The 22068-nt window shown below is 66.9% G+C and carries 23 protein-coding genes; 5 read left to right on the top strand and 18 right to left on the bottom strand.

Features of this window, described 5'->3' with window-relative positions; all coding sequences use genetic code 11:
* Positions 1-21: 21 nt before the first annotated feature.
* The 6 genes from ACE3OV_RS01690 to ACE3OV_RS01665 all read right to left on the bottom strand — a co-directional run bounded on the left by ACE3OV_RS01690 (position 22) and on the right by ACE3OV_RS01665 (position 5460).
* The gene (locus ACE3OV_RS01690; RefSeq protein ID WP_374324396.1) at positions 22-459 is read right to left on the bottom strand and encodes a MaoC family dehydratase; all 438 of its coding nucleotides are present in this window, start codon (positions 457-459) and stop codon (positions 22-24) included.
* Positions 460-511: 52 nt separating this feature from the next.
* Positions 512-1711, bottom strand: a complete 1200-nt coding sequence (locus ACE3OV_RS01685; protein WP_374324394.1) for an ABC transporter permease — start codon at positions 1709-1711, stop codon at positions 512-514.
* 102 nt (positions 1712-1813) lie between these two features.
* Positions 1814-3022 carry an ABC transporter permease gene (locus tag ACE3OV_RS01680; protein ID WP_374324392.1) on the bottom strand — a complete coding sequence of 403 codons (1209 nt, stop codon included), beginning with the start codon at positions 3020-3022 and terminating at the stop codon, positions 1814-1816.
* The gene (locus ACE3OV_RS01675) at positions 3009-3698 is read right to left on the bottom strand and encodes an ABC transporter ATP-binding protein (RefSeq protein ID WP_374324390.1); all 690 of its coding nucleotides are present in this window, start codon (positions 3696-3698) and stop codon (positions 3009-3011) included. The genes ACE3OV_RS01680 and ACE3OV_RS01675 overlap by 14 nt, the downstream gene beginning before the upstream one ends.
* Positions 3699-4835, bottom strand: coding sequence for an efflux RND transporter periplasmic adaptor subunit (locus ACE3OV_RS01670; protein ID WP_374324388.1), 1137 nt, complete (start codon positions 4833-4835; stop codon positions 3699-3701).
* Positions 4836-4842: 7 nt separating this feature from the next.
* Entirely contained in the window at positions 4843-5460 is a 618-nt protein-coding gene (locus tag ACE3OV_RS01665) for a hypothetical protein (protein WP_374324386.1), read from the bottom strand.
* Between the two features lie 276 nt (positions 5461-5736).
* Here ACE3OV_RS01665 and ACE3OV_RS01660 point away from each other — a divergent pair, with 276 nt between their 5' ends.
* Entirely contained in the window at positions 5737-6099 is a 363-nt protein-coding gene (locus ACE3OV_RS01660; RefSeq protein ID WP_374324384.1) for a RidA family protein, read from the top strand.
* Here ACE3OV_RS01660 and ACE3OV_RS01655 read toward each other — a convergent pair.
* Complete coding sequence (locus ACE3OV_RS01655; RefSeq protein WP_374324382.1) at positions 6090-6398, bottom strand: hypothetical protein; 309 nt, start codon at positions 6396-6398, stop codon at positions 6090-6092. The two genes, ACE3OV_RS01660 and ACE3OV_RS01655, sit on opposite strands and share 10 nt — an antisense overlap.
* A 95-nt stretch (positions 6399-6493) precedes the next feature.
* On the opposite strand from ACE3OV_RS01655, the gene ACE3OV_RS01650 reads away from it, so the two are divergent.
* Complete coding sequence (locus ACE3OV_RS01650) at positions 6494-7174, top strand: DUF3334 family protein (protein WP_374324380.1); 681 nt, start codon at positions 6494-6496, stop codon at positions 7172-7174.
* Between the two features lie 9 nt (positions 7175-7183).
* Here the strand turns inward: ACE3OV_RS01650 and ACE3OV_RS01645 are convergent, their stop codons facing one another.
* On the bottom strand, positions 7184-8014 hold the full coding sequence (locus tag ACE3OV_RS01645; protein ID WP_374324378.1) for a peptidoglycan DD-metalloendopeptidase family protein: 831 nt from the start codon (positions 8012-8014) through the stop codon (positions 7184-7186).
* Positions 8015-8190: 176 nt separating this feature from the next.
* Here ACE3OV_RS01645 and paaX point away from each other — a divergent pair, with 176 nt between their 5' ends.
* Complete coding sequence (gene paaX / locus ACE3OV_RS01640; RefSeq protein WP_374324376.1) at positions 8191-9111, top strand: phenylacetic acid degradation operon negative regulatory protein PaaX; 921 nt, start codon at positions 8191-8193, stop codon at positions 9109-9111.
* Positions 9112-9116: 5 nt separating this feature from the next.
* Here paaX and ACE3OV_RS01635 read toward each other — a convergent pair whose 3' ends face one another.
* Entirely contained in the window at positions 9117-9740 is a 624-nt protein-coding gene (locus ACE3OV_RS01635) for a phenylacetic acid degradation protein PaaY (protein WP_374324374.1), read from the bottom strand.
* 64 nt (positions 9741-9804) lie between these two features.
* Between ACE3OV_RS01635 and ACE3OV_RS01630 the strand changes: the two genes are divergently transcribed.
* Positions 9805-10605, top strand: coding sequence for an IclR family transcriptional regulator (locus ACE3OV_RS01630; RefSeq protein WP_374324372.1), 801 nt, complete (start codon positions 9805-9807; stop codon positions 10603-10605).
* A 5-nt stretch (positions 10606-10610) separates the two neighbouring features.
* Here the strand turns inward: ACE3OV_RS01630 and ACE3OV_RS01625 are convergent, their stop codons facing one another.
* The 9 genes from ACE3OV_RS01625 to paaN all read right to left on the bottom strand — a co-directional run bounded on the left by ACE3OV_RS01625 (position 10611) and on the right by paaN (position 20596).
* Positions 10611-11393, bottom strand: coding sequence for an enoyl-CoA hydratase/isomerase family protein (locus ACE3OV_RS01625; RefSeq protein ID WP_374324371.1), 783 nt, complete (start codon positions 11391-11393; stop codon positions 10611-10613).
* Between the two features lie 12 nt (positions 11394-11405).
* Positions 11406-12179 (bottom strand): enoyl-CoA hydratase, encoded by a 774-nt coding sequence (locus ACE3OV_RS01620; RefSeq protein WP_374324369.1) that lies wholly within the window; start codon positions 12177-12179, stop codon positions 11406-11408.
* 78 nt (positions 12180-12257) lie between these two features.
* Positions 12258-13403 (bottom strand): ABC transporter substrate-binding protein, encoded by a 1146-nt coding sequence (locus ACE3OV_RS01615; protein ID WP_374324367.1) that lies wholly within the window; start codon positions 13401-13403, stop codon positions 12258-12260.
* A 42-nt stretch (positions 13404-13445) separates the two neighbouring features.
* Positions 13446-14651, bottom strand: coding sequence for a 3-oxoadipyl-CoA thiolase (gene pcaF / locus ACE3OV_RS01610; protein ID WP_374324365.1), 1206 nt, complete (start codon positions 14649-14651; stop codon positions 13446-13448).
* Between the two features lie 10 nt (positions 14652-14661).
* Positions 14662-15987, bottom strand: coding sequence for a phenylacetate--CoA ligase PaaK (gene paaK, locus ACE3OV_RS01605; RefSeq protein WP_374324362.1), 1326 nt, complete (start codon positions 15985-15987; stop codon positions 14662-14664).
* 27 nt (positions 15988-16014) lie between these two features.
* Positions 16015-16485, bottom strand: coding sequence for a hydroxyphenylacetyl-CoA thioesterase PaaI (gene paaI / locus ACE3OV_RS01600; protein ID WP_374324359.1), 471 nt, complete (start codon positions 16483-16485; stop codon positions 16015-16017).
* Positions 16478-18001, bottom strand: a complete 1524-nt coding sequence (gene paaH / locus ACE3OV_RS01595) for a 3-hydroxyacyl-CoA dehydrogenase PaaH (protein WP_374324357.1) — start codon at positions 17999-18001, stop codon at positions 16478-16480. Before paaH ends, paaI begins: the two co-directional genes overlap by 8 nt.
* Positions 18002-18003: 2 nt before the next feature.
* Positions 18004-18798, bottom strand: a complete 795-nt coding sequence (gene paaG, locus ACE3OV_RS01590; protein WP_374324355.1) for a 2-(1,2-epoxy-1,2-dihydrophenyl)acetyl-CoA isomerase PaaG — start codon at positions 18796-18798, stop codon at positions 18004-18006.
* A 130-nt stretch (positions 18799-18928) separates the two neighbouring features.
* Positions 18929-20596: a phenylacetic acid degradation protein PaaN gene (gene paaN / locus ACE3OV_RS01585; RefSeq protein ID WP_374324354.1), complete on the bottom strand. Its 1668-nt coding sequence runs from the start codon at positions 20594-20596 to the stop codon at positions 18929-18931.
* 373 nt (positions 20597-20969) lie between these two features.
* Here paaN and ACE3OV_RS01580 point away from each other — a divergent pair, with 373 nt between their 5' ends.
* Complete coding sequence (locus ACE3OV_RS01580; protein ID WP_374324352.1) at positions 20970-21998, top strand: hypothetical protein; 1029 nt, start codon at positions 20970-20972, stop codon at positions 21996-21998.
* Positions 21999-22068: the final 70 nt, after the last annotated feature.

Raw genomic sequence — 22068 nt, 5'->3', positions numbered from 1 at the left:
TTTTTCATTGGTGTAACGGGCTCAGGCCGTGCCGGTCGGAGCCGCGGCGCGGACCGGCGGCATCATCACGCATTCGCCTTCGATCACCGTCTTGCCGGCGACCGTGCACACGGTGTCGAGCGTGACGCGGTTCTTCGCGGTATTGACTTCCTTGACCGTCACCGTGGCCGTGACGGTGTCGCCCGGGCGCACCGGTGCCTTGAACTTGAGCGTTTGCGACAGATAGATGGTGCCCGGTCCGGGCAGCTTGTTGGCGAGTACCGCCGAAATGAAGCCGGCCGACAGCATGCCGTGCGCGATACGGCCGCCGAACATCGTGCCCTTGGCGTATTCCTCGTCGAGGTGGGCCGGGTTGACGTCGGTCGAGATGCCGGCGAAGAGGATGATGTCGGCTTCGGTCACGGTCTTGGCGGTGCTGGCGGACATGCCGGGTTCGAGTTGGTCGATGTGATACGACATTGCTGGGCTCCTGTCAGGTTGTTATTGGCTTGGGAAGCAGAACTCTAGCACGTCATTCCGTCCGTAATGCGGCAACTGGATCGAGGCGCGCCGCATTGCGCGCCGGCAGGACGCCGGCCAGCAGCCCGATGGCGATGGCGATGCCTTCGGCGAGCAGGACGAAGCTGAGCGGCGTATGCACCGGCAGCGCTGGCACTGCGACGTGGATCAACTGGGCGAGGCCGATGCCGAGCGCCAGGCCGAGCGCGCCGCCGAGCGCCGACAGTGCCACCGCCTCGCCGAGGAAGAGCCCGAGAATGGTCCGCCGCGAGGCGCCGAGGGCGACGAGCAGGCCGATTTCCGAAGTCCGCTCGCTGACCGCGATGGTCATGATGGTGACGATGCCGACGCCGCCGACGAGCAGCGAAATACCGCCGAGCGCGCCGACCGCCAGCGTCAGCACGTCGAGGATGCTGGACAGCGTCTTCAGCATTTCCTCCTGGGTGACGATGGTGAAATCCTCGCGGCCGTGGCGCTCGATCAACTGGCGGCGGATGCGTTCGGCGACCTGCGCTGCCGGCACGCCCTCGGCGGCGGCCAGGTTGATCTCGTCGCAGCCTTCGCGGTTGAACAGCTCCTGGGCGCGACCGGCCGGGATGAAGGCGGTGTCGTCGAGGTCGATGCCGAGGAATTGCCCCTTCGGCGCCATCACGCCGACCACGCGGAAATGCAGGCCGCCGATGCGCAGGCGCTGGCCGAGCGGGTTGTCGGCGCCGAACAGTTCCTCCTTCAGCTTGCTGCCGAGGACGACGAAGGCGCGCGCGTTGGCCGGGTCCTCGTCGGGCAGGAACTGGCCGCTGCGCATGGTCGACCGGAAGACGATGCGCGAATCGGCATTGACGCCGTAGATCAGCGTCCGCCGCGTGCGTCCGTTGCCCTCGACCTCGGCGTTGCCGCGCACGTTGGGCGTTACCGCCACGACATGCGGCAGGCGTTCGAGCGACTTCGCGTCGTCCAGCGACAGCGGCCTCGCACTCGACGGCAGGCCGGACGGTGCGCCGCCGGTCTTCGTCTTGCCCGGGGCGACGGTGATCACGTTGGTGCCGAACTGGGTGAACTCGCCGAGGACGTAACGGTGGATGCCTTCGCCGATCGAAGTAAGGAGGATCACCGAGGCGATGCCGACGGCGATGCCGAGCAGGGTCAGGAAGCTGCGCAGGCGCTGCGCGGTGATGGCGCGGCTGGCTAGCGAGAGGGCGTCGGGCAGGCGCATGCTAATTATTCACCGCAGAGGCGCGAAGGGCGCGAAGGTACGCAGAGAAAATCCGGGGGGCTCTGCGGAATGCGACGTCTCTGGAGGGAATCGTCAGCATCTTCAATGTCTCATCAGCGCCTGCACGGGGTCGAGCCGGGCGGCGCGGCGGGCCGGCAGAAAACCGAAGAGCAAGCCGGTGGACAGCGCGGTCAGAAGGCCGGCGATCACCGCCCAGTCCGGCGGGTAGGCCGGGAACACCGGGAATAGCTGGCGCAGTGCGAAGGCGCCGGCTTCGCCGAGGCCGTAGCCGACCAGGGCGCCGCTCGCCGACAGCATCGCCGCTTCGGTCAGGAAGGCTAGGCGGATGGTGCGGGCCGGCGCGCCGAGCGCCTTCAGCAGGCCGATTTCGCCGGTACGCTGGGTGACGGCAACGAGCATCACGTTCATCACCAGGATGCCGGCCACCGCCAGGCTGATCGCGGCGATCCCGGCGACCGCCAGGGTCAGCGCGCCGAGCAGCTTGTCGAAGGTGGCGAGCACGGCGTCCTGGGTGATCACCGTGACGTCCTCCTCGCCGCGGTGGCGCTGCTTGAGGATTTCCAATGTCTGCGTGCTGGCGGCGGGAATCGCCTCACGGCTGCGTGCTTCGACCAGGATGCGGAACAGCGTGTTGGAGTTGAACATCGCCTGTGCCAGGGCGACCGGCACGACGACCAGTTCGTCGGTGTTCATGCCCAGTCCCTGGCCGGTCGGGCGCAGGATGCCGATCACCCGCAGCCGGCGGTCGCCGACGCGGACCAGGCGGCCGAGCGCCGGCTCGCGGCCGAATAGCTCTTCCTGCACCTTGGCGCCGATCACCGCCACCGGCGCGGCGCGCTGCCAGTCGTCGTCGGGCAGCGCCTCGCCCTGCGCCAGTTCGAAATTGCGGATGGCGAAGAAATCGCGGTTGGCGCCGGCCACCATGACTTCGCGCAGGCGCCCGCCGGCGCTGATTTCCGAGGTGCCGACGGCGAGCGGGCCGACCCGGCGCACGGCCGGCGCACGCAGCAGCGCCTGGGCGTCGGCGATGGTCAGGTCGCGCGGCGTGCTGGTGATCGCGGTGGCCGGGTTGAAGCCGCCGGTGCCGGTACGGCCGGGCAGGACGATGACCAGGTTGGTGCCGAGCGAGGAGAACTGGCCGACGACGTAGCGCCGCGCGCCGTCGCCGAGCGCCGTGAGCAGCACGACGGCGGCGACGCCGATGGCCATGGCCAGCACCGACAGCGTCGTCCGTAGCGGATAGCCGGTCGCCGCGTCGCGCGCGAAGCGCAGGATGTCAGCCGGGCGCACCGGCGCTGTCCGATTGCAGGCGGCCGTCTTCCATCACCAGTCGGCGGCGGGCGCGCTCGCCCATGCCCGGGTCGTGGGTGACGACGATCAGCGTGACGCCGCGCGCGTTGAGCGCTTCGAGCAGATTGACCACGTCCTCGCCGGTGTGGCGGTCGAGGTTGCCGGTCGGCTCGTCGGCGAGGATCAGCGGCGGCTGCATGATCGTCGCCCGGGCGATGGCGACGCGCTGACGCTGGCCGCCGGAGAGCTGGTCCGGCTTGTGGTCGGCGCGGTGGTCGAGGCCGAAATCCTTGAGCGCCGCCGCCACCCGCCGCTCGCGTTCGGCCGGCGCGATGCCGGCCAGCGTCATCGGCAGGGCGATGTTCTCGGCGGCGGTCAGCCGCGGCACCAGGTGAAAACTCTGGAAGACGAAACCGATGCGGGCACTCCGCACCTTCGCCTGCTCGTCGGCGCTGAGCGTCGTCACGTCGCGCCCTTCCAGCCGGTAATGGCCGGCGTCGGGTCGGTCGAGCAGGCCGAGCAGGTTGAGCAGCGTCGATTTGCCGGAACCGGACGGGCCCATCACGGCGACGTACTCGCCGGCGTCGATGGCGAGGTCGATGCCGGCTAGCGCCCGGACCGTGGTGTCGCCGAGCTGGAAGCGGCGCTCGATGCCGGCGAGTTCGATCAGCGCCATCTACTTCGCCGCGCTGTCGGCAACCGCCTTGACCCCGGCCTTGACGCCGGCCCGTTCGAGCGAGGTGACGATCTGCTCGCCTTCCTGCAGGCCGTCGAGCACCTCGGCGTATTCCCAGTTGGCCAGCCCGGTTTTCACCGGCCGCGCTTCGAGCACGCCGTCCTTCAGCACCAGCACCTGGCCACCTTCCTGCAAGGCGGCGGCCGGGATGCGCAGGACCTTGTCGCGGCCGGCGAGGATGATCTCGACGTCGGCGCTGTAGCCGACCAGCAGCTTGCCGGCCTGTTCCGGTTGCGCGAAATCGACCTCGATGTCGACCGTGCGCGCCTGCTTCTCAACCGCCGAGACGTAGGGCGCGACGCGCCGCACCTTGCCCGGCAGCGACTGCCCGGGCAGCGCGTCGAGGGTGATGCGCACCGGCTGGCCGGCGGCGATCTTCGGCGCGTCGACTTCGTCCATCGGCGCCTTGACATAGAGGCAGGAATCGTCGATCAGGTCGATCGCCGGTGGCGTCGGCACGCCCGGCGGCGAGGGCGTCGAGTATTCGCCCAGTTCGCCGACGATCTTGGCAACGGTGCCGGCGAACGGCGCGTAGAGCGAAACGCGGCCCTGCTCGACGCGCGTTGCCTTGAGTTTGGCTTCGGCCTGGGCGACGTCGGCCTTGCTGGTGTTGCAGGCGGCACGGCGCACCGCCGCCTCGGTGCGGGCAGCCTCTTCCTTGCTCGGCGAGACGAAGCCGCGGGCGCGCAGGTCGGCCTGGCGCTTCGCCTCGCTTTCGGCATTGGCGGCGGCGATGCAGGCTTCGTCGCTGCGCCGCGTGGCCAGCGCAATCTGCGTCTGCGCCAGATTGGCCTGCGCCTGCTGGTCGTCGTTCCACAGCTTCATCAGCAACTGGCCCTTCTCGACCCGGTCGCCTTCCTTGACACCGAGGTACTCGATGCGCCCGCCCATGATCGTCGACAGCTTGGTGCGCTGGCAGGCCTCGACCGTGCCGGCGCGGGTGTTGGCGAGCGTCGCCTCGACCTGGCCGCGGCCGACTTCATGGACGACGACGGCGAGCGGTTTGGGCCGGCTCAGGGCGAAAACAGCGACGCCGAGCAGGACGATGACGACGAGGGCGATGGCGAGACGGCGCATGATGTACCTAGCGGAAGCCGGGCAGCCAGCCCGATTGTTCGTGACCCCAGACCGGTTCGAGTGCGCCCTGGAACAAGGCCTCGATCACCGGCGTTTCCCGCCAGGGCTCGTCCATGAAAGTGAGGCCGATTTCCTCGACGGTGTGACCCGACCAGTAGTGATCGGCGACTTCGTCGAGGGTGCTGAGCGAGAGGCTGTGCGGCAGGCGCAGGTAGTCGAGCCAGCTCGCGTCGTGGAAGGAGCAGATGTAGGCGCCCTTGGTCCGCGAGCACGACAGGTTCTTGCCGAAGACGCGGTCGGGGTGCTTGAAGCGGTAGGTCATCGCGTCGGTGCGGGTGGCGAACTGCAGCAGCGCGTGCAGGCGGCTGGGGAAGTGGTTGTAGCGGCGCTGGCGAAAATATTCGAGGTGATATTCGGCAAAGTAGTTCTGCACCGACAGCAATTGGTCGCCGGCGCTCGGCGCGCCGCCCTGGGGCGCCGACAGCGTCGCGCCGAACGGGCTGCCGCGCAGGATGTCCCAGCCCGGTAGCTCGGCCCCGGGGTCGAGCCAGCAGAACAGTTCCAGCGTGGCGGTGTCCTTGATCAGGTTGTCCATGTCCCGGTCGGCGGCAGCGAATCCAAACATTATGACCGATTGCGCGATGAAAGAAACGGCTTGGTTTTTTTGCCGAAAGTGGTAATCTGGGCTCGTGTCGGGTGTGCAGCAAACCGGGCATGCAGTGGCAGTCGAAGCTGCGTTGCAGGAGATTCTATGGACGTTGTCACAGGAAGTTTTTCTTGAGATTGCCGTGTAGTACTCCAGATTCGGCGTAACGCCGATTGCCCCAGCCGCCGTGCCGGGGTTGCTGTAAACCGAAGCCCATGCCAGTCGCGCGTGGGCTTCCTGCTTTTGGGGATCACCTTGTCCACGACTCACATTCAGCGCCACGGCTGCTGCCAGCGTTATTCCGACAGCGTCGTCCATGCCGGTACCGTTTATCTGGTCGAAGTTGCCGCCGACACCTCTTGCGATGCCGCCGGCCAGGCCGCTTCCATGCTGGCCGGCGTCGACCGCCTGCTGGCGCAGGCCGGCAGCGATCGCCGTCATCTCCTGATGGCCACCCTCTACCTCGCCGACATGGCCGACTACGACGCGGTCAACGCGGTCTGGGATGCCTGGCTGCCAGCCGGCTGCGCGCCGACGCGGGCCTGCGTGCAGGCGCGGCTGGCGAAGCCGGAATACCGGGTCGAGATCGCGCTGACGGCGGCTGTCGCTCAGGGCTGAACGTCGGCGTCGCAGTCGCAGCCGCTGCCGGCTGAAATCCAGCGGGCGGTGAGACGGGCGGCGAGCGGCGCCAGGGCGGCGGAGAAATGCTCGGCCGGCGCGCGCAACAGGCCGCAGTGGTAGCGCATCTCGGCGGCCGACCAGCGCAGCGCCGGGCAGGGGCCGCGCCGCTGCAGGAAGCGCAGGCGGCCGAGCGGACAGGTTTCGAGCGCGCAGCAGACGCCGCAGCCGTTGCATGGCGCGTCCACCGGCGGCTTGGTTGGGGCGTCGGTGTGCAGTTCGATGACGGTGTGGGACATGGGCGGATCATGCGCTGTCCCGGCAAAGCCGCGCAAGCCCGGCCCGGGCGGGGCTGCGCTATAGTCGACCCTTCATTCCACCGCCTTGCCCGACCATGAACGAAAAAAATTCGCCTGTCGTCTTCGGCACCGAAGACATCCTGCGCAGCCTGTGCAATTCGGTCACCGACGTGCTCAACGTCGCCACCTGCAGCCAGGTGCGTTATTCCGGCATGGTCCAGCGCATCACCAAGACCTGCCTGAAACCCGATATCGGCTGTTTCGTGCTGTTCGACGGCGGCTTCACCGGGCTGGTCGTGCTCAATTTCTCGGCCGCGGCGGCGATGGAAATCTACGAGGGCTACCTGCTCAGCATGGGAATGGCGCGTGACGACCTGGCGACCTCGCATACCGCGGACGAGGTGAGCAACGTGATGGGCGAGCTGATGAACCAGATCGTCGGCAATTTCACCGGCAAGATCGGCCGCGAACTGCAGACCCACATCACGCAGAACCAGCCGAAGATGCTGGTCCTCAACAAGCAGGTCATCCTCAGCGTCGACACCAACCTCGATCGCCCGGAAGCCCGTCGCGTCACCTTCTATACCGCGCGCAACAACATCTTCTACCTCGAGCTGGCGATCGACCACACCGAGTTCATCCAGATCAACGAGTTTGACGCCCAGGAGATTCCCGACCCTGACGCGCTGATCGAGCAGGTCGGCGCCAACGCCATGGGGGTCCCGGCAGCGGTCGCCGACGAGCAAGAGGATCTGCTGCGCTCGCTCGGCATGTAAGCCGCCGGCTCAGGGGCGGCTGAGGAAGAGCAGGGGATCGACTGGTGTCGCGTTGAGGATCACCGTCCAGTGCAGGTGCGGTCCGGTGGCGCGGCCGCTGGTACCGACCGCGCCCAGCCGCTCGCCGCGCTCGACGCGCTGGCCGACGGCGACGTCGATGCGCGACAGGTGCATGTAGGCGCTGATCAGCCCCTGGCCGTGGTCGAGGAAGACGGTATTGCCGTTGAAGAAGTAATCGCCGGTGTCCACCACGCTGCCGGCCGCTGGCGCCAGCACCGGGCTGCCGGCGGGGGCGGCGAAATCGAGGCCGCTGTGTGGCAGGCGTGATTGGCCGTTGAAGAAGCGGCGCAGGCCGAAGCGTGACGACAGGCGGCCCTGGCTCGGCCGGGCGAAGTCACTGTCCGGCGTGGCAGCGCTGAAACTTGCCTTGATCGCCGCCGTGTGTGCCTGTTCGCGTTCGATGCGGCGCAAATCCTCGGGCGTCGGTTCGACCTGGCGCCGGTTGCGCAGGCGCAGCCGCTGCTCGCCATAAGCCCAGGGGGCGACGGTGAATTCCAGCGCTGCCGTGCCGCTCCCGGTCTCGACGCGGATCGCTTGCGTTCCCGGCGGCGTATCGAGCGGAATGCCGACCAGTGCGTGCCAGCGCCCGCTCTCGGCGATCACCGCCAGCCCTTGTTCGCCCAGGAAAGCACGCGGAGCCGGCTGTTCGCTGCTGCCAAGGTCGATGATGGCAACGCCGCCAGGAACCGGCCGGTGTTCCGGTAGCGCTGCCTGCAGCAGCGGGCTGCTGAGGGTGAAAGCAATACAGATTAATTGTTTTGCGAATGAAATTCGTGTCACGTTGCTGTTCTGGTTTTGAGTTGTGGCGGCTGTCCTGTTGCCGGGGTTTTAAAAAAGTCATTTGGAATGATGGGCATGGATCGGTTAAGATGGGCAATTCCCAATCCAGTTCCGGCTTTTTTCTGCCGCTGCTTTGACAGGATTATGATTCTGTGGGCAATGCAATACAACAAAGGTTGGCCGATTTTCGGCAAAAACGCCGCGTCCAGGCCGGTTCCCTGATCATCACCGCCTTCGGCGACGCCGTGCTCCCGCGCGGCGGCAAGATCTGGCTGGGCAGCCTGATCCGCCTGCTCGAACCGCTCGACCTCAACGAGCGGCTGATCCGCACCTCGGTGTTCCGGCTGGTCAAGGAAGAATGGCTGCGTACCGAAACCCTCGGCCGGCGTGCCGACTATGCACTGACCGCGGCCGGGCGCCGGCGCTTCGAGGAAGCGGCCCGGCACATCTACGCGTCGCGGGCGCCGCTCTGGGACCGCCGCTGGCGCCTGATCCTGGTGGTCGGCGAATTGCCGCCCAAGGAGCGCGAGCAGGTGCGCAATGCCTTGCTCTGGCAGGGCTTCGGCGTGCTCGGCGGCGAGTGCTTCGTGCATCCTGGCGCTGAATTGTCGACCGTGCTCGACGCGCTGGTCGCCGAAGGCCTGGCCGACGCGCTCGGCGCGCTGCTGCCGCTGTTCGCCGCCGATGCCCGGTCGGCGCTGTCGGCGAGCGACGCCGATCTGGTTGCCCGGGCCTGGAATCTCGACGCCTTGTCAGGCGCCTACGGGCATTTCGTCGATCGCTACCAGCCGGTGCTCGACGAACTGCAGCGCGACGCCTCGCTCGAACTCAGCGACGGTGACGCCTACCTGCTGCGCCTGCTGTTGATCCACGACTACCGGCGCATGCTGCTGCGCGACCCGGAACTGCCGGAAGTGCTGCTGCCGGCGCAATGGCCCGGCCAGCAGGCACGTCTGCTGTGCAAGGAAATCTACAAGCGGCTGGAAGCCGCCTCGTCGCGCCATCTCGACGCCATGCTCTGCGTCGCCGACGGCAGCACGCCGGGCGAGGACGGCACCTTGGCCCGCCGCTTCAGTCAGGACGATCCGCTGGCTTGATGGAATCAGTCGGCGCCTGCGCGCTGCTTCAGGGTTACCAGCGGCACCACTTCGGGCATCTCGATGCGCTTGCGGTCGGCCTCGACAGCGGTCAGCGGCGCGGTTTCGACGAGCGTCGCCAGGCTGCGCCGGGCGAGGTCCTGGTAGGTCTTCGTGCCTTCGATCTTCCAGGCGATTTCCTCGTCGCGCAGCGGGCGCACGACGCGCCCCGGGACGCCGGCGACCAGCACGCCGTCCGACACCTGCTCGCCGGCCTTGATGAAGGACGAGGCGGCGACGATGCTGTTGGCGCCGATGGCGGCGTTGTCCATGATCACCGCGTTCATGCCGATCAGCGCGTTGCGCCCGATGCGGCAGCCGTGCAGTACCGCGCCGTGACCGATGTGGCCGTCTTCCTCGACCACCGTGTCGGTGCCGGGAAAACCGTGCATGACGCAGGTGTCCTGCAGGTTGGCGCCGCGTTCCAGGATCAGCCGGCCGAAGTCGCCGCGCAGGCAGGCGCAGGGGCCGACGTAGCAGCCGGGGCCGACGATTACGTCGCCGATCAGGACGGCGCTCGGATGGACGTAGGCGGTCGGATCAACGACCGGCGTGATGCCGTCGATGGCGTAGACGCGAAGGGATGTCATGAAAGGTGCTCGCTGGGTTCAGGATGCTTTATTATAGAACTCATTTTGCTATGAGGAATTCTGGATGAACGACGAAATCGACAGCCGGCACGGCGTACAGTCGCTGGAGATCGGCATGAGCATCCTGCGGGCGATGGTCGACGGCCAGCGCTCGATGATGCTCAAGGACATCGCGGCGGCGGCCGACATGCCGCCGTCGAAGGCGCACCGCTACCTGGTCAGCCTGATCCGCGCCGGCCTGGTCGAGCAGGACCCGATGAGTTCGCGTTACGACCTCGGGCCGTTCGCGCTCAACGTCGGCCTCGTCGCGCTCGACCGACTGGATCGCGTGCGCCTCGGCCTCAACGTCATCGCCGAGCTGCGCGACGAGATCAACCAGACGACGGCGCTCGCCGTCTGGGGCGACAAGGGGCCGGTCGTGGTGCGCTGGGAACGGCCGCGGCGGCCGATCACGGTCAATGTCATCACCGGCACCGTGCTCGATCTGCTGTCGTCGGCAACCGGCCGCATCTTCGCCGCCTGGATGCCGCGCAAGGTCGTCGCGCCGCTGCTCGCCGCCGAACTGAAGGCCGCCGACCTGCCGGCCGAATTGCGTAGCAAGGCCGCTGTCGAGGCCATGCTGGCCGGCATTCGCGCCCAGGGTTTCGCCTCGACCGAGGGCTTTCATCGCGTGCGCGGCGTCGCCGCGGTGGCGGCGCCGGTCTTCAACTTCCGCAACGAAATCACCATGGCCCTGGTGGCGGTTGGCGTTCAGGGCATGTTCGACATGGGTGCCGAGGGCGAGCTGGTGCAGCGCGTGCGTCATCACGCGGCGGCCTTGTCGCTGCGTCTGGGCGCCACCGGCGAGCCGAAGCCGCCGCAGTAGCGGCCTCAGGCGAGCCAGGCCGGCGGCTGTTTGTCGAGGAAGGCGGCGATGCCGTTGCGGGCCTCGGCGGTCGCCCGCTGGCGGGCGATGCGGCCAGCCGTTTCCTCGCCCAGGGCGGCGTCGATGGGCCGCCCGGCAACGGCGGCAATCAGCTCCTTGGCGGCGTTCTGGGCGAGCGGCCCGCCCTGCAGCAGCGCCGCGGTCAGCTGGTCGACCGCGGCGTCGAGCGCATCGGGGGCGACCACCTCGCCGACCAGACCGATTGCCAGCGCGCGTTCGGCGCCGATTTTCTCGCCGCTCTGGAAGTAGCGCAGCGCGTGGCGCGGGCCGATGGCGCGCAGCACGTAGGGGCTGATCACCGCCGGGATGATGCCGAATTTCACTTCCGAGGTCGAAAAGCTCGCGTCGCTGGCAGCAATCGCCATGTCGCAAGCGGCGGTCAGGCCGGTGCCGCCGCCCAGCGCGGCGCCCTGAACGCGGGCGACAGTGGGCTTGCGCAGGCTGGCCAGGGCGTTGAGCATGGCGGCGAAGTTGCGGGCGTCGGCTAGGTTCTGTTCGGCGCCGAACTGCGCTGCCCGCTTCATCCAGTTGAGGTCGGCGCCGGCCGAGAAATGCCGGCCGCGGCCGCCGAGGACGACGATGCGCACCCCGGCATCGCCTTCCAGCTCGCGGCAGGCGGCGGCCAGTTCGGCGATCAGCGTTTCGTCGAAGGCGTTGAAGACGGCCGGACGGTTCATCCAGATCGTCGCTACCGGCCCCTTGCGTTCGATTTCCAGGGTTTCGTACATGCAAATTCTCCCTCAGCGGTTCCTGAACGCCGGCTTGCGCTTCTCGACGAAGGCGGCCATGCCTTCCTTCTGGTCTTCGAGGGCGAAGACCGAATGGAAGACGCGGCGTTCGAACAAGAGGCCCTCGTTGAGCGAGGATTCGAAGGCGCGGTTGACCGATTCCTTGATCATCATCACCACCGGCAGCGAATAGCCGGCGATGGTCGTGGCGGCCTTCAGCGTTTCGTCCAGAAGCTGCTCGGCCGGGATGACGCGGGCGACCAGGCCGGCCTTCTCGGCTTCGGCGGCGTCCATCATGCGCGCGGTCAGGCAGAGGTCCATCGCCTTCGCCTTGCCGACGGCGCGCGGCAGGCGCTGCGTGCCACCGGCGCCGGGCAGCGTGCCGAGGCGGATTTCCGGCTGGCCGAACTTGGCCGTATCGGCGGCGAAGATCATGTCGCACATCATCGCCATTTCGCAACCGCCGCCCAGCGCGAAGCCGGCCACCGCCGCAATCACCGGCTTGCGCGTGGTCTTGATGCGCTCCCAGTTGCGGGTGATGAAGTCGGTCTGGTAGGCGTGCATGTAGTCGAAGTCCTTCATGAAGCCGATGTCGGCGCCGGCAGCGAAGGCTTTCTCGTTGCCGGTGAGGACGATGCAGCCGATGTTCTCGTCGGCTTCGTAAGCGTCGATGGCGGCGGCGATGCCGTCGACCACCTCGTTATTCAGCGCGTTCATCGCTGCCGGCCGGTTGATGCGGATCAGGCCCACCTTGCCGTGGACTTCGCTCAGTACGACATTGCTCATGGCAAAAATCCCCAAAAAAAGGCCGCCCAACCCCGGGGCGGCCCGAAGTGCAGTGATCGTTTGCGGGTCGGGAACGGCTTACTGGGCCAGTGCCCAGTCGCCGTTCTTCACTTCCAGCATGCGGAACGCGGACAGGTCGAGCCCCATGTGGTCGGTCGCCGACATGTTGAAGGTGCCGCTGGTGCCGATGAAGCCCTTGGTGGCTTCGAGGGCGTCGCGGACCTTGGCCTTGTCGGTGCTGCCGGCGCGCTTGATCGCGTCGAGCGCCAGCATCAGGCCGTCGTAGGCGTAGCCGCCGAAGGTCGACACGTCGGTCTTGTAGGCCGCTTTGTAGGCGGTGGCGTAGGCGGTGACGACGGCCTTCTGCGGGTCGTTGGCGGGCAGCTTTTCCGGGATCAGCTGAGCCGGCGACGGCAGGCGGACGCCTTCGGCGGCCGGGCCGGCGAGCTTCAGGAACTCGTCGGAAGCGACACCGTGCGACTGGTAGAGCGGCAGGGCGATGCCGAGCTGCTTGTAGTTCTTGGTGACGATCGCCGGACCCTGGCCGAGACCGAACACGAAGACGGCCTGGACGCCGGCGCTGTTCTTGATCTTGGTCAGCTGCGGGCTCATGTCGGTATCCTTGGGCCCGTAGGTTTCATTGGCGACCAGGGTGATGCCGTACTTGCCGGCGACCGCTTCGGTCTCCTTCTTGCCGGAGGCGCCGAAACCGGAGGTTTCGGAAAGCAGGGCGACCTTGCTGATGCCGCGCTTCTTCATGTCCTCGAAGACCTTTTCGGCGGCCATGCGGTCGGTGTGCGGGGTCTTGAAGACGAACTTCTTGACCGGCTCGATGATGACGACGGCACCGGCGAGCGAGACGAAGGGAATGCCGGCCTTCTCGGCGAGCGGCACGGCGGACATCGTCGAGCCGGTGGTGGTGCCGCCGACCAGGACGTCGACCTTGTCGTCTTCGATCAGGCGCTTGGTGAAGCCGTTGGCCTTGCCGGCATCGCTGCCGTCGTCGTAATGCACCAGTTCGAGCGGGCGGCCGAGGACGCCGCCCTTCTTGTTGATCTCGGCGACGTAGAGCTGCAGCGTCTTCAGTTCCGGGTCGCCGAGGAAGGCGGCGGGGCCGGTGACCGAGAGTACCGAACCGATCTTGATCGGCTCGGCGGCCAATGCGCCGAGGGCGCCGAAAGCCAGGGCGGCCCCGGCGACGAGTTGTTTCAGGCTGGTCTTCATGGGTGGGTCTCCTCCTTCGGGTTGTTGTCGATTGCGGTGGGGTCAGACACGCTCGATGATCATCGCAATGCCCTGTCCGACACCAATGCACATGGTACACAGTGCGAAGCGTCCGTTGCGCCTTTTCAGCTCGTAGGCGGCGGTTGTCACCAGGCGGGCGCCGCTCATGCCGAGCGGGTGGCCGAGGGCGATGGCGCCGCCGTTCGGATTGACGTGCGCCGCGTCGTCGGCCAGGCCGAGGTCGCGCAACACGGCCAGCGCCTGCGCGGCAAAGGCTTCGTTGAGTTCGATGACGTCCATCTGTTCGAGTGTCAGGCCGGTCTGCGCCAGCACCTTGCGCACCGCGGGCGCCGGGCCGAAGCCCATGATGCGCGGCGCGACGCCGGCGGTCGCCATGCCGACGACGCGGGCCAGCGGCGTCAGCCCGTAGCGGCCGGCGGCGGCTTCGGAGGCGAGCAGCAGGGCGCAGGCGCCGTCATTGACGCCGGAGGCGTTGCCGGCGGTGACGCTCAGCTCGGGGCCGTTCACACCCTTCAGCTTGGCCAGCTGTTCGAGCGTGGTTTCCGGGCGCGGATGCTCGTCGGTATCGACCACCCTGGCCTCGCCCTTTTTCTGCGGGATCAGCACTGGCACCAGTTCGTCGGCAAAACGGCCGGCGGCGTGGGCGGCGGCCCAGCGCTGTTGCGAGCGGACGGCGAAGGCGTCCTGGTCGGCGCGGCCGATGTTGAAGTCGGCGGCGACGTTGTCGGCGGTCTGCGGCATCGAGTGCGTCTCGTACAGCTGCTTCATCGCCGGATTGACGAAGCGCCAGCCGATGGTCGTGTCGAAAATCGCCGCGTTGCGCGAAAACGCCGATTCCGCCTTGCCCATGACGAAGGGCGCGCGCGACATGCTCTCGACGCCGCCGGCGATCATCAGCGTCGCTTCGCCGGCCTTGATCGAACGGGCGGCGAGGCCGACGGCATCCATGCCGGAGCCGCACAGGCGGTTGACCGTGGTGCCCGGTACTTCGAGCGGCAGGCCGGCCAACAGGCCGGACATGCGGGCGACGTTGCGGTTGTCTTCGCCGGCCTGGTTGGCGCAGCCGTAGATAAGGTCGTCGACGGCGCGCCAGTCGACCTGCGGGTTGCGTTCCATCAGCGCCTTGAGCGGGATGGCGCCGAGGTCGTCGGCGCGTACGCTGCTGAGGGCGCCGCCGTAGCGGCCGATCGGGGTGCGGATGGCGTCGCAGATGAAGGCTTGGGTCATTGTGCTTTCCTCAGTTCTGCTTCGGCCGTTCGTCGAGCACGCGCTTGGCCTTGCCGACCAGGGTGCGCGGGATGGCGTCGAATTCCATGACGGTGATCCGCGTCGATACGCCGATGATGGTCTTGATCCGGTGCTGCAGTTCCTTGCCGATCGCCTGGGTATCGGCGGACGACAGCTTGCCCGACAGTTCGCGTTGCACTTCGCAGCGCACTTCGAGGTTGTCGAGGTGGCCGTCGCGCGTCACCACCAGCTGGTAGTTGCCGGCCAGGCGCGGGTCGCGCAGGATCTGCTCCTCGATCTGGGTGGGGAAGACGTTGACGCCGCGGATGATCAGCATGTCGTCGGTGCGTCCGGTGATCTTGCCGATGCGGCGGAAGGCGCGGGCGGTCGGCGGCAGCAGGCGGGTCAGGTCGCGGGTGCGGTAGCGGATGACCGGGAAGGCTTCCTTGGTCAGCGAGGTGAAGACGAGTTCGCCTTCCTCGCCGTCGGGCAACACCTCGCCGGTTTCCGGATCGATGATCTCGGGGTAGAAATGATCTTCCCAGATCACCGGGCCGTCCTTGGTCTCGATGCATTCGCAGGCGACGCCCGGGCCCATGACTTCGGTCAGGCCGTAGATGTCGATGGCGTCAATGCCGAGCTTCTTCTCGATCTCGTGGCGCATGCCTTCGCCCCAGGGCTCGGCGCCGAAGATGCCGACCTTGAGCGAGATTTCTTCCGGCTTGATCCCCAGGCGCTCGAATTCCTCGGCGATCACCAGCGAGTACGAGGGGGTGACCATGATCGCGTCGGGGCGGAAATCGACGATCTGCTGCACCTGCTTTTCGGTCTGTCCGCCGGACATCGGCACCACGGTGCAGCCGAGGCGCTCGATGCCGTAATGGGCGCCGAGGCCGCCGGTGAACATGCCGTAGCCGTAAGCGTTATGCACCATGTCGCCGCGCCGCACGCCGGCCGCGCGCAGCGAGCGGGCGATCAGCTTGGCCCAGTTATCGATGTCGTTCTGCGTGTAGCCGACCACCACCGACTTGCCGGTGGTGCCGCTCGATGCGTGCAGGCGGACGACCTGCTGGCGCGGCACGGCAAACAGGCCGAAGGGGTAGTTGTCGCGCAGGTCGGCCTTGGTCGTGAACGGAAACTTGGCGAGGTCGGCGAGGCAGTGCAGGTCGTCCGGATGAACGCCCTTTTCCAGGCATTTGCGGCGGTAGGGCTCGACGTTTTCGTAGGTGTGGCGCAGCGACCATTTCAGGCGTTCGAGCTGCAGTGCCGAGATTTCGTCGCGGCTGGCGGTTTCGATCGCTTCGAGGTCGCCCGGCGCGGGGGTCTTGACGGTCATGGTGGTCTCCTCCGTTCTAGGGTGGTTTCAGGCTCGGTCGGCCTGTTGCAGTCCGGCGATCACCTCGCCGGCAATGCGGTAGCTCTTGCCCCGGAACAGGGCGATGGTGGTGCCGTGGTTGTTGCGCACGGTGATGTCGTAGACGCCGGTGCGGCCGGCTGCCGAGCGTTCGACGGCTTCGGCTTCGAGTGTTTCGCCTTCGCGGGCGGGGGCGAGGAAGTCGATGTGGCAGGCCGAGGCGACGGTGTTCTTGTTGTAGCTGTTGCAGGCGTAGGCGAAGGCGGTGTCGGCCAGCGTGAAGATCATGCCGCCATGGCAGATGTGGTGACCGTTCACCATGTCGGGGCGGACCGTCATCGTCAGCAGGGCGGCGCCCGGCTGGACGCGCACGATGCGGATGGCGAGCGTCTGGGCGGCGGCGTCGCGGGCGTACATCGCGGCGGCGGTGGCTTCGGCGAGCGCTTGTGCCTCGGCGGCACTGAGTCGGGTTTCAGTCATGGAGGTTCTTTCCAGCAAAAACGGCGCGGCGGATCAGCGGCGAGACGCGGTAGCGGTCTTCGCCGTAGCTGGCGCCGAGGTTGGCGAGCACGTCGCGGATGGCGGCGACGCCGACCTGGTCGGCCCAGGCCAGCGGGCCGCGCGGGTAATTGACGCCCAGGCGCATCGCCGCGTCGGCGGCGCTGGCGGCGCAGACGCCCTGGTTGACCGCGTCGGCGGCCTCGTTGGCGAGCATGGCGACGGTGCGCATGACGGCCAGGCCGGGCACGTCGGCCAGCTGCGAGACGGCGTAGCCGGCGGCCTGCAGCAGGCCGATGGCGGCTTCGGCGGCAGCCGGCTCGCACTGTGCGGCGACGGCGACGGCGAGGCGGCCGGCGGTGTCGTAATCGAACGCCAGGTCGACCAGCACGCAGTTGGCGACGCCGTCGCTGGCGGCACGCTCGGTGGCCGAGCGGCCGTCGGTCTGGAAGAGTGCGGCGCGGCCGATTTCGGCGACGCGGCCGTCGCTGGACGGCGCCCGGCTGAACGACAGCTTGCCGTGCTGCAGCCGTTCGGCCAGCGCTTCGGCGAGCGGCGATTCGCCGCAGACGACGATCTTGCCGGCCGGCGTGCAAGGTGCTTCGGTCTGCGGCGCCGGGCGGGCGGCGTCGGCGGAATAATCGTAGAAGCCGCGCCCGCTCTTGCGGCCGTAGAAGCCGGCGTCGACCAGTTCCTGCTGAATCAGCGAGGGCAGGAAGCGTTGGTCGTTATAGAAGGCGCGCCACACCGAGTTGGTGACGGCGAAATTGACGTCGTGGCCGATCAGGTCCATCAACTCGAACGGTCCCATGCGGAAACCGCCCGCTTCGCGCAGCACGGCGTCGAGCGTCGCCGGGTCGGCGGCGCCTTCCTGCAGCAGGCGCAGTGCCTCGGCGTAGTAGGGGCGGGCGACGCGGTTGACGATGAAGCCGGGGGTCGATTTGGCATGTACCGGCGTCTTGCCCCAGGCGGTGGCGGTGGCGTACAGCGTGTCGGCGACGGCGCAGTCGGTAGCCAGGCCGGAGACGATCTCGACCAGGGCCATCAGCGGCGCCGGGTTGAAGAAGTGCAGCCCGGCCAGGCGCTGCGGGCGCTTGAGGGCGCTGCCGATGGCGGTGACCGAGATCGACGAGGTGTTGGTGCCGAACAGGCAGTCGTCGCCGACGATGGTTTCCAGTTCGGCGTACAGGGCCTGCTTGGCGGCGAGGTTTTCGACGATGGCTTCGACCACCAGCGCGCAGCCGGCCAGGTCGGGCAGCGTCTCGACGGCCTGCAGACGCCGGCCGGCGGCCTCCGCCTCGACAGTGCTCAACTTGCCCTTGGCGGCGAGCTTGGCGAACTGGGCGCGAACGCCGTCGATCGCTGTGGCGGCGGCGCCTGGCCGGTTGTCGAGCAGGCGCACGACATGGCCGGCCTGCGCCGCGACCTGGGCGATGCCGGCGCCCATGGCACCGGCGCCGACCACGGCGACGACCGCAGTTTGAGGAAGGGCGGCCATCGTCAGTCCCCGGTGAACTTCGGCGCGCGTTTTTCCATGAAGGCGGCGACGCCTTCGGCGTAGTCGGCGCTCCAGCCGAGTTCGCGCATGAAGCCGCCCTCGAAGGAGAGTTGCTGCTCCAGCGTGTGGCCGGGGGCGGCATGCATCGCCTGGCGGGTGCGCACCAGGGCCTTGGTCGGCAGCGCGGCGAGCTGGGCGGCGAGCGCGTCGATGCGGGCGGCAAAGGTGTCGTCGGCGACGCATTCCCAGATCAGCCCCCACTCGGCGGCCTTCGCTGCCGGCAGCTTGTCGGCGAGCAGGGCCAGCCCCATGGCGCGCGCCATGCCGACCCGTTGCGGCAGGAACCAGGTGCCGCCGGTGTCGGGAATCAGGCCGATCTTGGAAAAGGCCTGCAGGAAGGACGCCGACTGCGTCGCAACGACCAGGTCGCAGGCCAGCGCTACCGAGGCGCCGGCACCGGCGGCGATGCCGTTGACCGCGGCAAGGGTCGGCACGCGCAGGTTCTGCAGGCGCAGCACCAGCGGTTTGTAGTTCTTCTCGACGATGTTGCCGATGTCCGGCTGGTGACCGTCTATCGCCTGCATGTCGGGATCGGCCAGGTCCTGGCCGGCGCTGAAGGCGCGGCCAGCGCCGCTGAGCACCAGAACGCGGATGCTGCGGTCGGCCTGGACGCGGTCGAGGGCGACGCGCAGTTCGGCGTGCATCTCGCCGGTGAAGCTGTTCAGCTTGTCGGGACGGTTCAGGGTCAGGCGGGCGACGCCGTCGCTGACTTCAAAACGGATGGTGGTGAATTCCATTCAATTCTCCCGAACTCGTGCAGAAATCGTAGCGAGCCCGTTCAGGCCGGTCCGAGAAGCGCAGTCGTACAACTGTACGGCGAGCATCGCAGGGCCGGGATGGGCGGGCGCAGTAGATTTATGCATGAGTTCAAATATGGTAACGACGCTGGACAACAACGAAGCGGTTGGCGACGAAGGCGGCGTCGGCGTAGGACGCGTTCGCTGCCGGGTTGCCGCCGGTGCCATGGTAGTCGGAATAGGCCGCCGACTGATTGACGAAGACGCCGCCGGTCAGGTTGATCGACAGGGCGACCTTGGCGCGCATCGTCGCCGCCGTCATTGCGTCGATGACCTCCGGGCGGGTCGAGTAGATGCCGGCGGTCAGCGCGCCGTGCGTGGACACGATGCGTTCGGAGAGGGCGATGGCGGCCGGCGTGTCGGCGACCTTGACGATGAAGCTGATCGGCCCGAAGCGTTCTTCCATGTAGGCTGCCTCGTCGGCGGCGTCGCAGGCGAGCAGCACCGGGGTGCGTACTTCGGCGGCCGGGAATTCCGAGTTTTCCAGTTTGCTGGAGGCGAGCACGACGCGGCCGAGGGCACCGCTGTCGGCATCCTTGATCCGTTGCAGGGTGTCGGCCGACTGCACGGCGCCGAGCACGGCATGCGCGACTTCCGGCTTGCTCAGGAAGCCGGAGACGGCCTTGGCCAGGTCGGCGCAGACCTCGTCGTAGGACTTGTGGCCGTCTTCAGTGTCGATGCCGACGGCCGGCACGAAGATCGCCTGCGAGGTGGTGCACATCTGGCCGGAATAGAGCGACAGCGTGAACGCGAGGTTGCGCAGCATCGGCTTGTAGGCGTCGGTGGAGTCGATGACGATGTTGTTGACGCCGGCCAGTTCGGCATAGACGCGGGCTTGACGGGCGTTGTCGACCAGCCACTGGCCGAAGGCGTTGCCGCCGGTGAAGTCGACCGATTTCACCGCCGGGTGGGTGACCAGCTTCTGCGTGGCGCTGCGGTCATTGGCAACGCACAGGGTGACCAGGTTGGGGTCGATGCCGTTTTCGGCGAGCACGGTGCGGATCGTGCGCACGGTGATCGCCGCCGGCAGGATGGCGTTGCTGTGCGGCTTGACGATCACCGCGTTGCCGGTGGCGAGCGCCGCGAACAGGCCGGGATAGGTGTTCCAGGTCGGGAAGGTGGCGCAGCCGACGACAACGCCGACGCCCTGGCCAAGGATCTCGAAGTGCTTCTTCATGACCAGCGGCGGGTTCTTGCCCTGCGGCTTTTCCCAGACCGTCTCGGCCGGTACGAAGCTCTGTTCTCGGTAAGCATAGGCGAGCGCTTCCAGGCCGCGATCCTGGGCGTGCGGGGCGCCGGCCTGGAAGGCCATCATCCAGCCCTGGCCGGTGGTCATCATCACCGCGTGGGCGATTTCGAAGCTCTGCTGGTTAAGGCGCGACAAAATTTCCAGGCAGACGCCGGTGCGACCATCGACGCCGGCCTTCTGCCAGCCGTCCATGGCCTTCTGGCCGGCGGCGATCAGCACTTCCGGGTCGCACACCGGGTAGCTGACGTTGAGTTCGATGCCGTAAGGCGAGCGCTCGCCGCCATGCCAGCCTTGTTCGCCTGGCTGGTCGAGAGCAAAGCGCTGGCCGAGGTGGGCGTTGAACGCCGCCTTGCCGTCATCGGCGGCAGTTTCACCATAAGTCCTGGGGCTCGGCATCTCGTTATAGGCGGACCAGTAACCGCGCGTGCGGATGGCTTCCAGGGCGCCGTCGAGGGCGGCGCGGTGCTTGTCGAGCAGATGTTGGGGCATCGGATGTCTCCTTGTTCTTGGTGTCTTGTCGGGCGGCACCGGTTCGGGCCGTCTTTCTGGTTTCAACGATACGAATCAAATAATAAAAAGTCAATCAAAAGTATCGAAAATTTTGTCGTTTTGTAATGTTCTGTTTAGAGAAATGAGTTGTTGACGTTTTGTAAACATCAATAAAAACATTAGATAACCATGATTAAGTTTCGGTTCGTCTGTTGAAATTTTGGAATGAGGAACTGGTTACGATAAAAAATTCAAGTATTCCGATACAAAAAATGTTGACACAAATTGTGTATCGGTATCATGATTGTCTCAACGCCGCCCGGAAGGCCGGGCGACTGTTCAACGATCACGAAAATCCACTGAAGGAGGAGCCATGGCCAACCACAAGGAAAGATTCGCAGACAAGATGGAGTTCCCGCCGGAAACACCGCAGCCCAACGTTTATCCGCTGTCCTGGAACAGCAAGACGAAGAAGCTGCAGGAGGTCTGGGAAGCCGCGCTGCGCGAGAACTGGGACCCGGAGAAGCTGCCCTGGGACACGCTGGACGTCGAGAGTTACTCTTGGGAAGAGCGCGAATCGATCGCCTACTGGTGGAGCCTGCTGTCGGTGTTCGATGCGTCCGCGCCGCCGGTCTTCGCCGAGGCGCTGATCAAGACCTACGAGGTGCATGAGGAAGACCCGGTGCGCAAGTGCTTCTTCTCGGTCACTCGCGACGAGCAGAACCACGAGATCATGTGCGGCCTGGCCATCACCAAGCTGCTTGGGCACTCCGATCCGCTGACCTACCAGCCGAAGACCGAACTCGGCAAGCGCTTGCAGAAGAACGTCGCCTGGCTGTACTTCAACGGCGGTCGCTACTGGACCGGCTACAAGCAGGCGGTGCCGAAGTATGACCTGGCAGTGCTGTTCTCTTCCTTCCTGATGGGTGAGATCGCCGCTGCGACGATCTTCAAGCAGATGTACGAGAACTCCCGCGAAGCCGTCTTCAAGGAGGGCTTCAAGAACATCGGCCGCGACGAAGGCCGCCACATGGCGATCTGCATGGCGGTCATGGAACGCGACTATCCGGGTCTCGACGACGCGACCAAGAGCATCGTCACCAAGCAGATCCGTGCCGGTTACCTGTTCCTGTCCGCCGTGCTGTTCGAGCCGCCGATGGAATTCTGGGACCTGCCCGCCGACTTCATCGCCAACCAGCGCGAGGCCGAGGAAGTTGCCCGGGGCGCCGGCTTCGGCATCCCGAGCTACGAGGCCAAGCTGCAGAACTGGAAGAACGCGATGATCAACCTGAAGGGCGTGCTCGACCGCTACAACATCCCATTCCCGGCGATTCCGGAAGTCGGCATCACCGGCGAGGAAATCAGCGACATCGCCATGGAAGACATCATCCCGGTCTTCTGACCCTGCCGGCCGGCGCCTGCTCCCGGGCGCCGGCCTTGCCGCAACAGAGAAACCAATAAGAACGAAGAGG

The organism is Azonexus sp. (assembly GCF_041909095.1).
GTDB lineage: Bacteria > Pseudomonadota > Gammaproteobacteria > Burkholderiales > Rhodocyclaceae > Azonexus.
Note: the sequence above shows the minus strand (reverse complement) of the source record. Positions and strands in the feature narration are given on the sequence as shown.

What these genes read in the sequence shown, in the direction of transcription:
- ACE3OV_RS01690 (WP_374324396.1), bottom strand. Translation starts at nt 459, where the DNA reads ATGTCGTATCACATCGACCAACTCGAACCCGGCATGTCCGCCAGCACC.
- ACE3OV_RS01685 (WP_374324394.1), bottom strand. Translation starts at nt 1,711, where the DNA reads ATGCGCCTGCCCGACGCCCTCTCGCTAGCCAGCCGCGCCATCACCGCG.
- ACE3OV_RS01675 (WP_374324390.1), bottom strand. Translation starts at nt 3,698, where the DNA reads ATGGCGCTGATCGAACTCGCCGGCATCGAGCGCCGCTTCCAGCTCGGC.
- ACE3OV_RS01670 (WP_374324388.1), bottom strand. Translation starts at nt 4,835, where the DNA reads ATGCGCCGTCTCGCCATCGCCCTCGTCGTCATCGTCCTGCTCGGCGTC.
- ACE3OV_RS01665 (WP_374324386.1), bottom strand. Translation starts at nt 5,460, where the DNA reads ATGTTTGGATTCGCTGCCGCCGACCGGGACATGGACAACCTGATCAAG.
- ACE3OV_RS01655 (WP_374324382.1), bottom strand. Translation starts at nt 6,398, where the DNA reads ATGTCCCACACCGTCATCGAACTGCACACCGACGCCCCAACCAAGCCG.
- ACE3OV_RS01650 (WP_374324380.1), top strand. Translation starts at nt 6,494, where the DNA reads ATGAACGAAAAAAATTCGCCTGTCGTCTTCGGCACCGAAGACATCCTG.
- ACE3OV_RS01635 (WP_374324374.1), bottom strand. Translation starts at nt 9,740, where the DNA reads ATGACATCCCTTCGCGTCTACGCCATCGACGGCATCACGCCGGTCGTT.
- ACE3OV_RS01630 (WP_374324372.1), top strand. Translation starts at nt 9,805, where the DNA reads ATGAACGACGAAATCGACAGCCGGCACGGCGTACAGTCGCTGGAGATC.
- ACE3OV_RS01625 (WP_374324371.1), bottom strand. Translation starts at nt 11,393, where the DNA reads ATGTACGAAACCCTGGAAATCGAACGCAAGGGGCCGGTAGCGACGATC.
- ACE3OV_RS01620 (WP_374324369.1), bottom strand. Translation starts at nt 12,179, where the DNA reads ATGAGCAATGTCGTACTGAGCGAAGTCCACGGCAAGGTGGGCCTGATC.
- ACE3OV_RS01615 (WP_374324367.1), bottom strand. Translation starts at nt 13,403, where the DNA reads ATGAAGACCAGCCTGAAACAACTCGTCGCCGGGGCCGCCCTGGCTTTC.
- pcaF (WP_374324365.1), bottom strand. Translation starts at nt 14,651, where the DNA reads ATGACCCAAGCCTTCATCTGCGACGCCATCCGCACCCCGATCGGCCGC.
- paaK (WP_374324362.1), bottom strand. Translation starts at nt 15,987, where the DNA reads ATGACCGTCAAGACCCCCGCGCCGGGCGACCTCGAAGCGATCGAAACC.
- paaI (WP_374324359.1), bottom strand. Translation starts at nt 16,485, where the DNA reads ATGACTGAAACCCGACTCAGTGCCGCCGAGGCACAAGCGCTCGCCGAA.
- paaH (WP_374324357.1), bottom strand. Translation starts at nt 18,001, where the DNA reads ATGGCCGCCCTTCCTCAAACTGCGGTCGTCGCCGTGGTCGGCGCCGGT.
- paaG (WP_374324355.1), bottom strand. Translation starts at nt 18,798, where the DNA reads ATGGAATTCACCACCATCCGTTTTGAAGTCAGCGACGGCGTCGCCCGC.
- paaN (WP_374324354.1), bottom strand. Translation starts at nt 20,596, where the DNA reads ATGCCCCAACATCTGCTCGACAAGCACCGCGCCGCCCTCGACGGCGCC.
- ACE3OV_RS01580 (WP_374324352.1), top strand. Translation starts at nt 20,970, where the DNA reads ATGGCCAACCACAAGGAAAGATTCGCAGACAAGATGGAGTTCCCGCCG.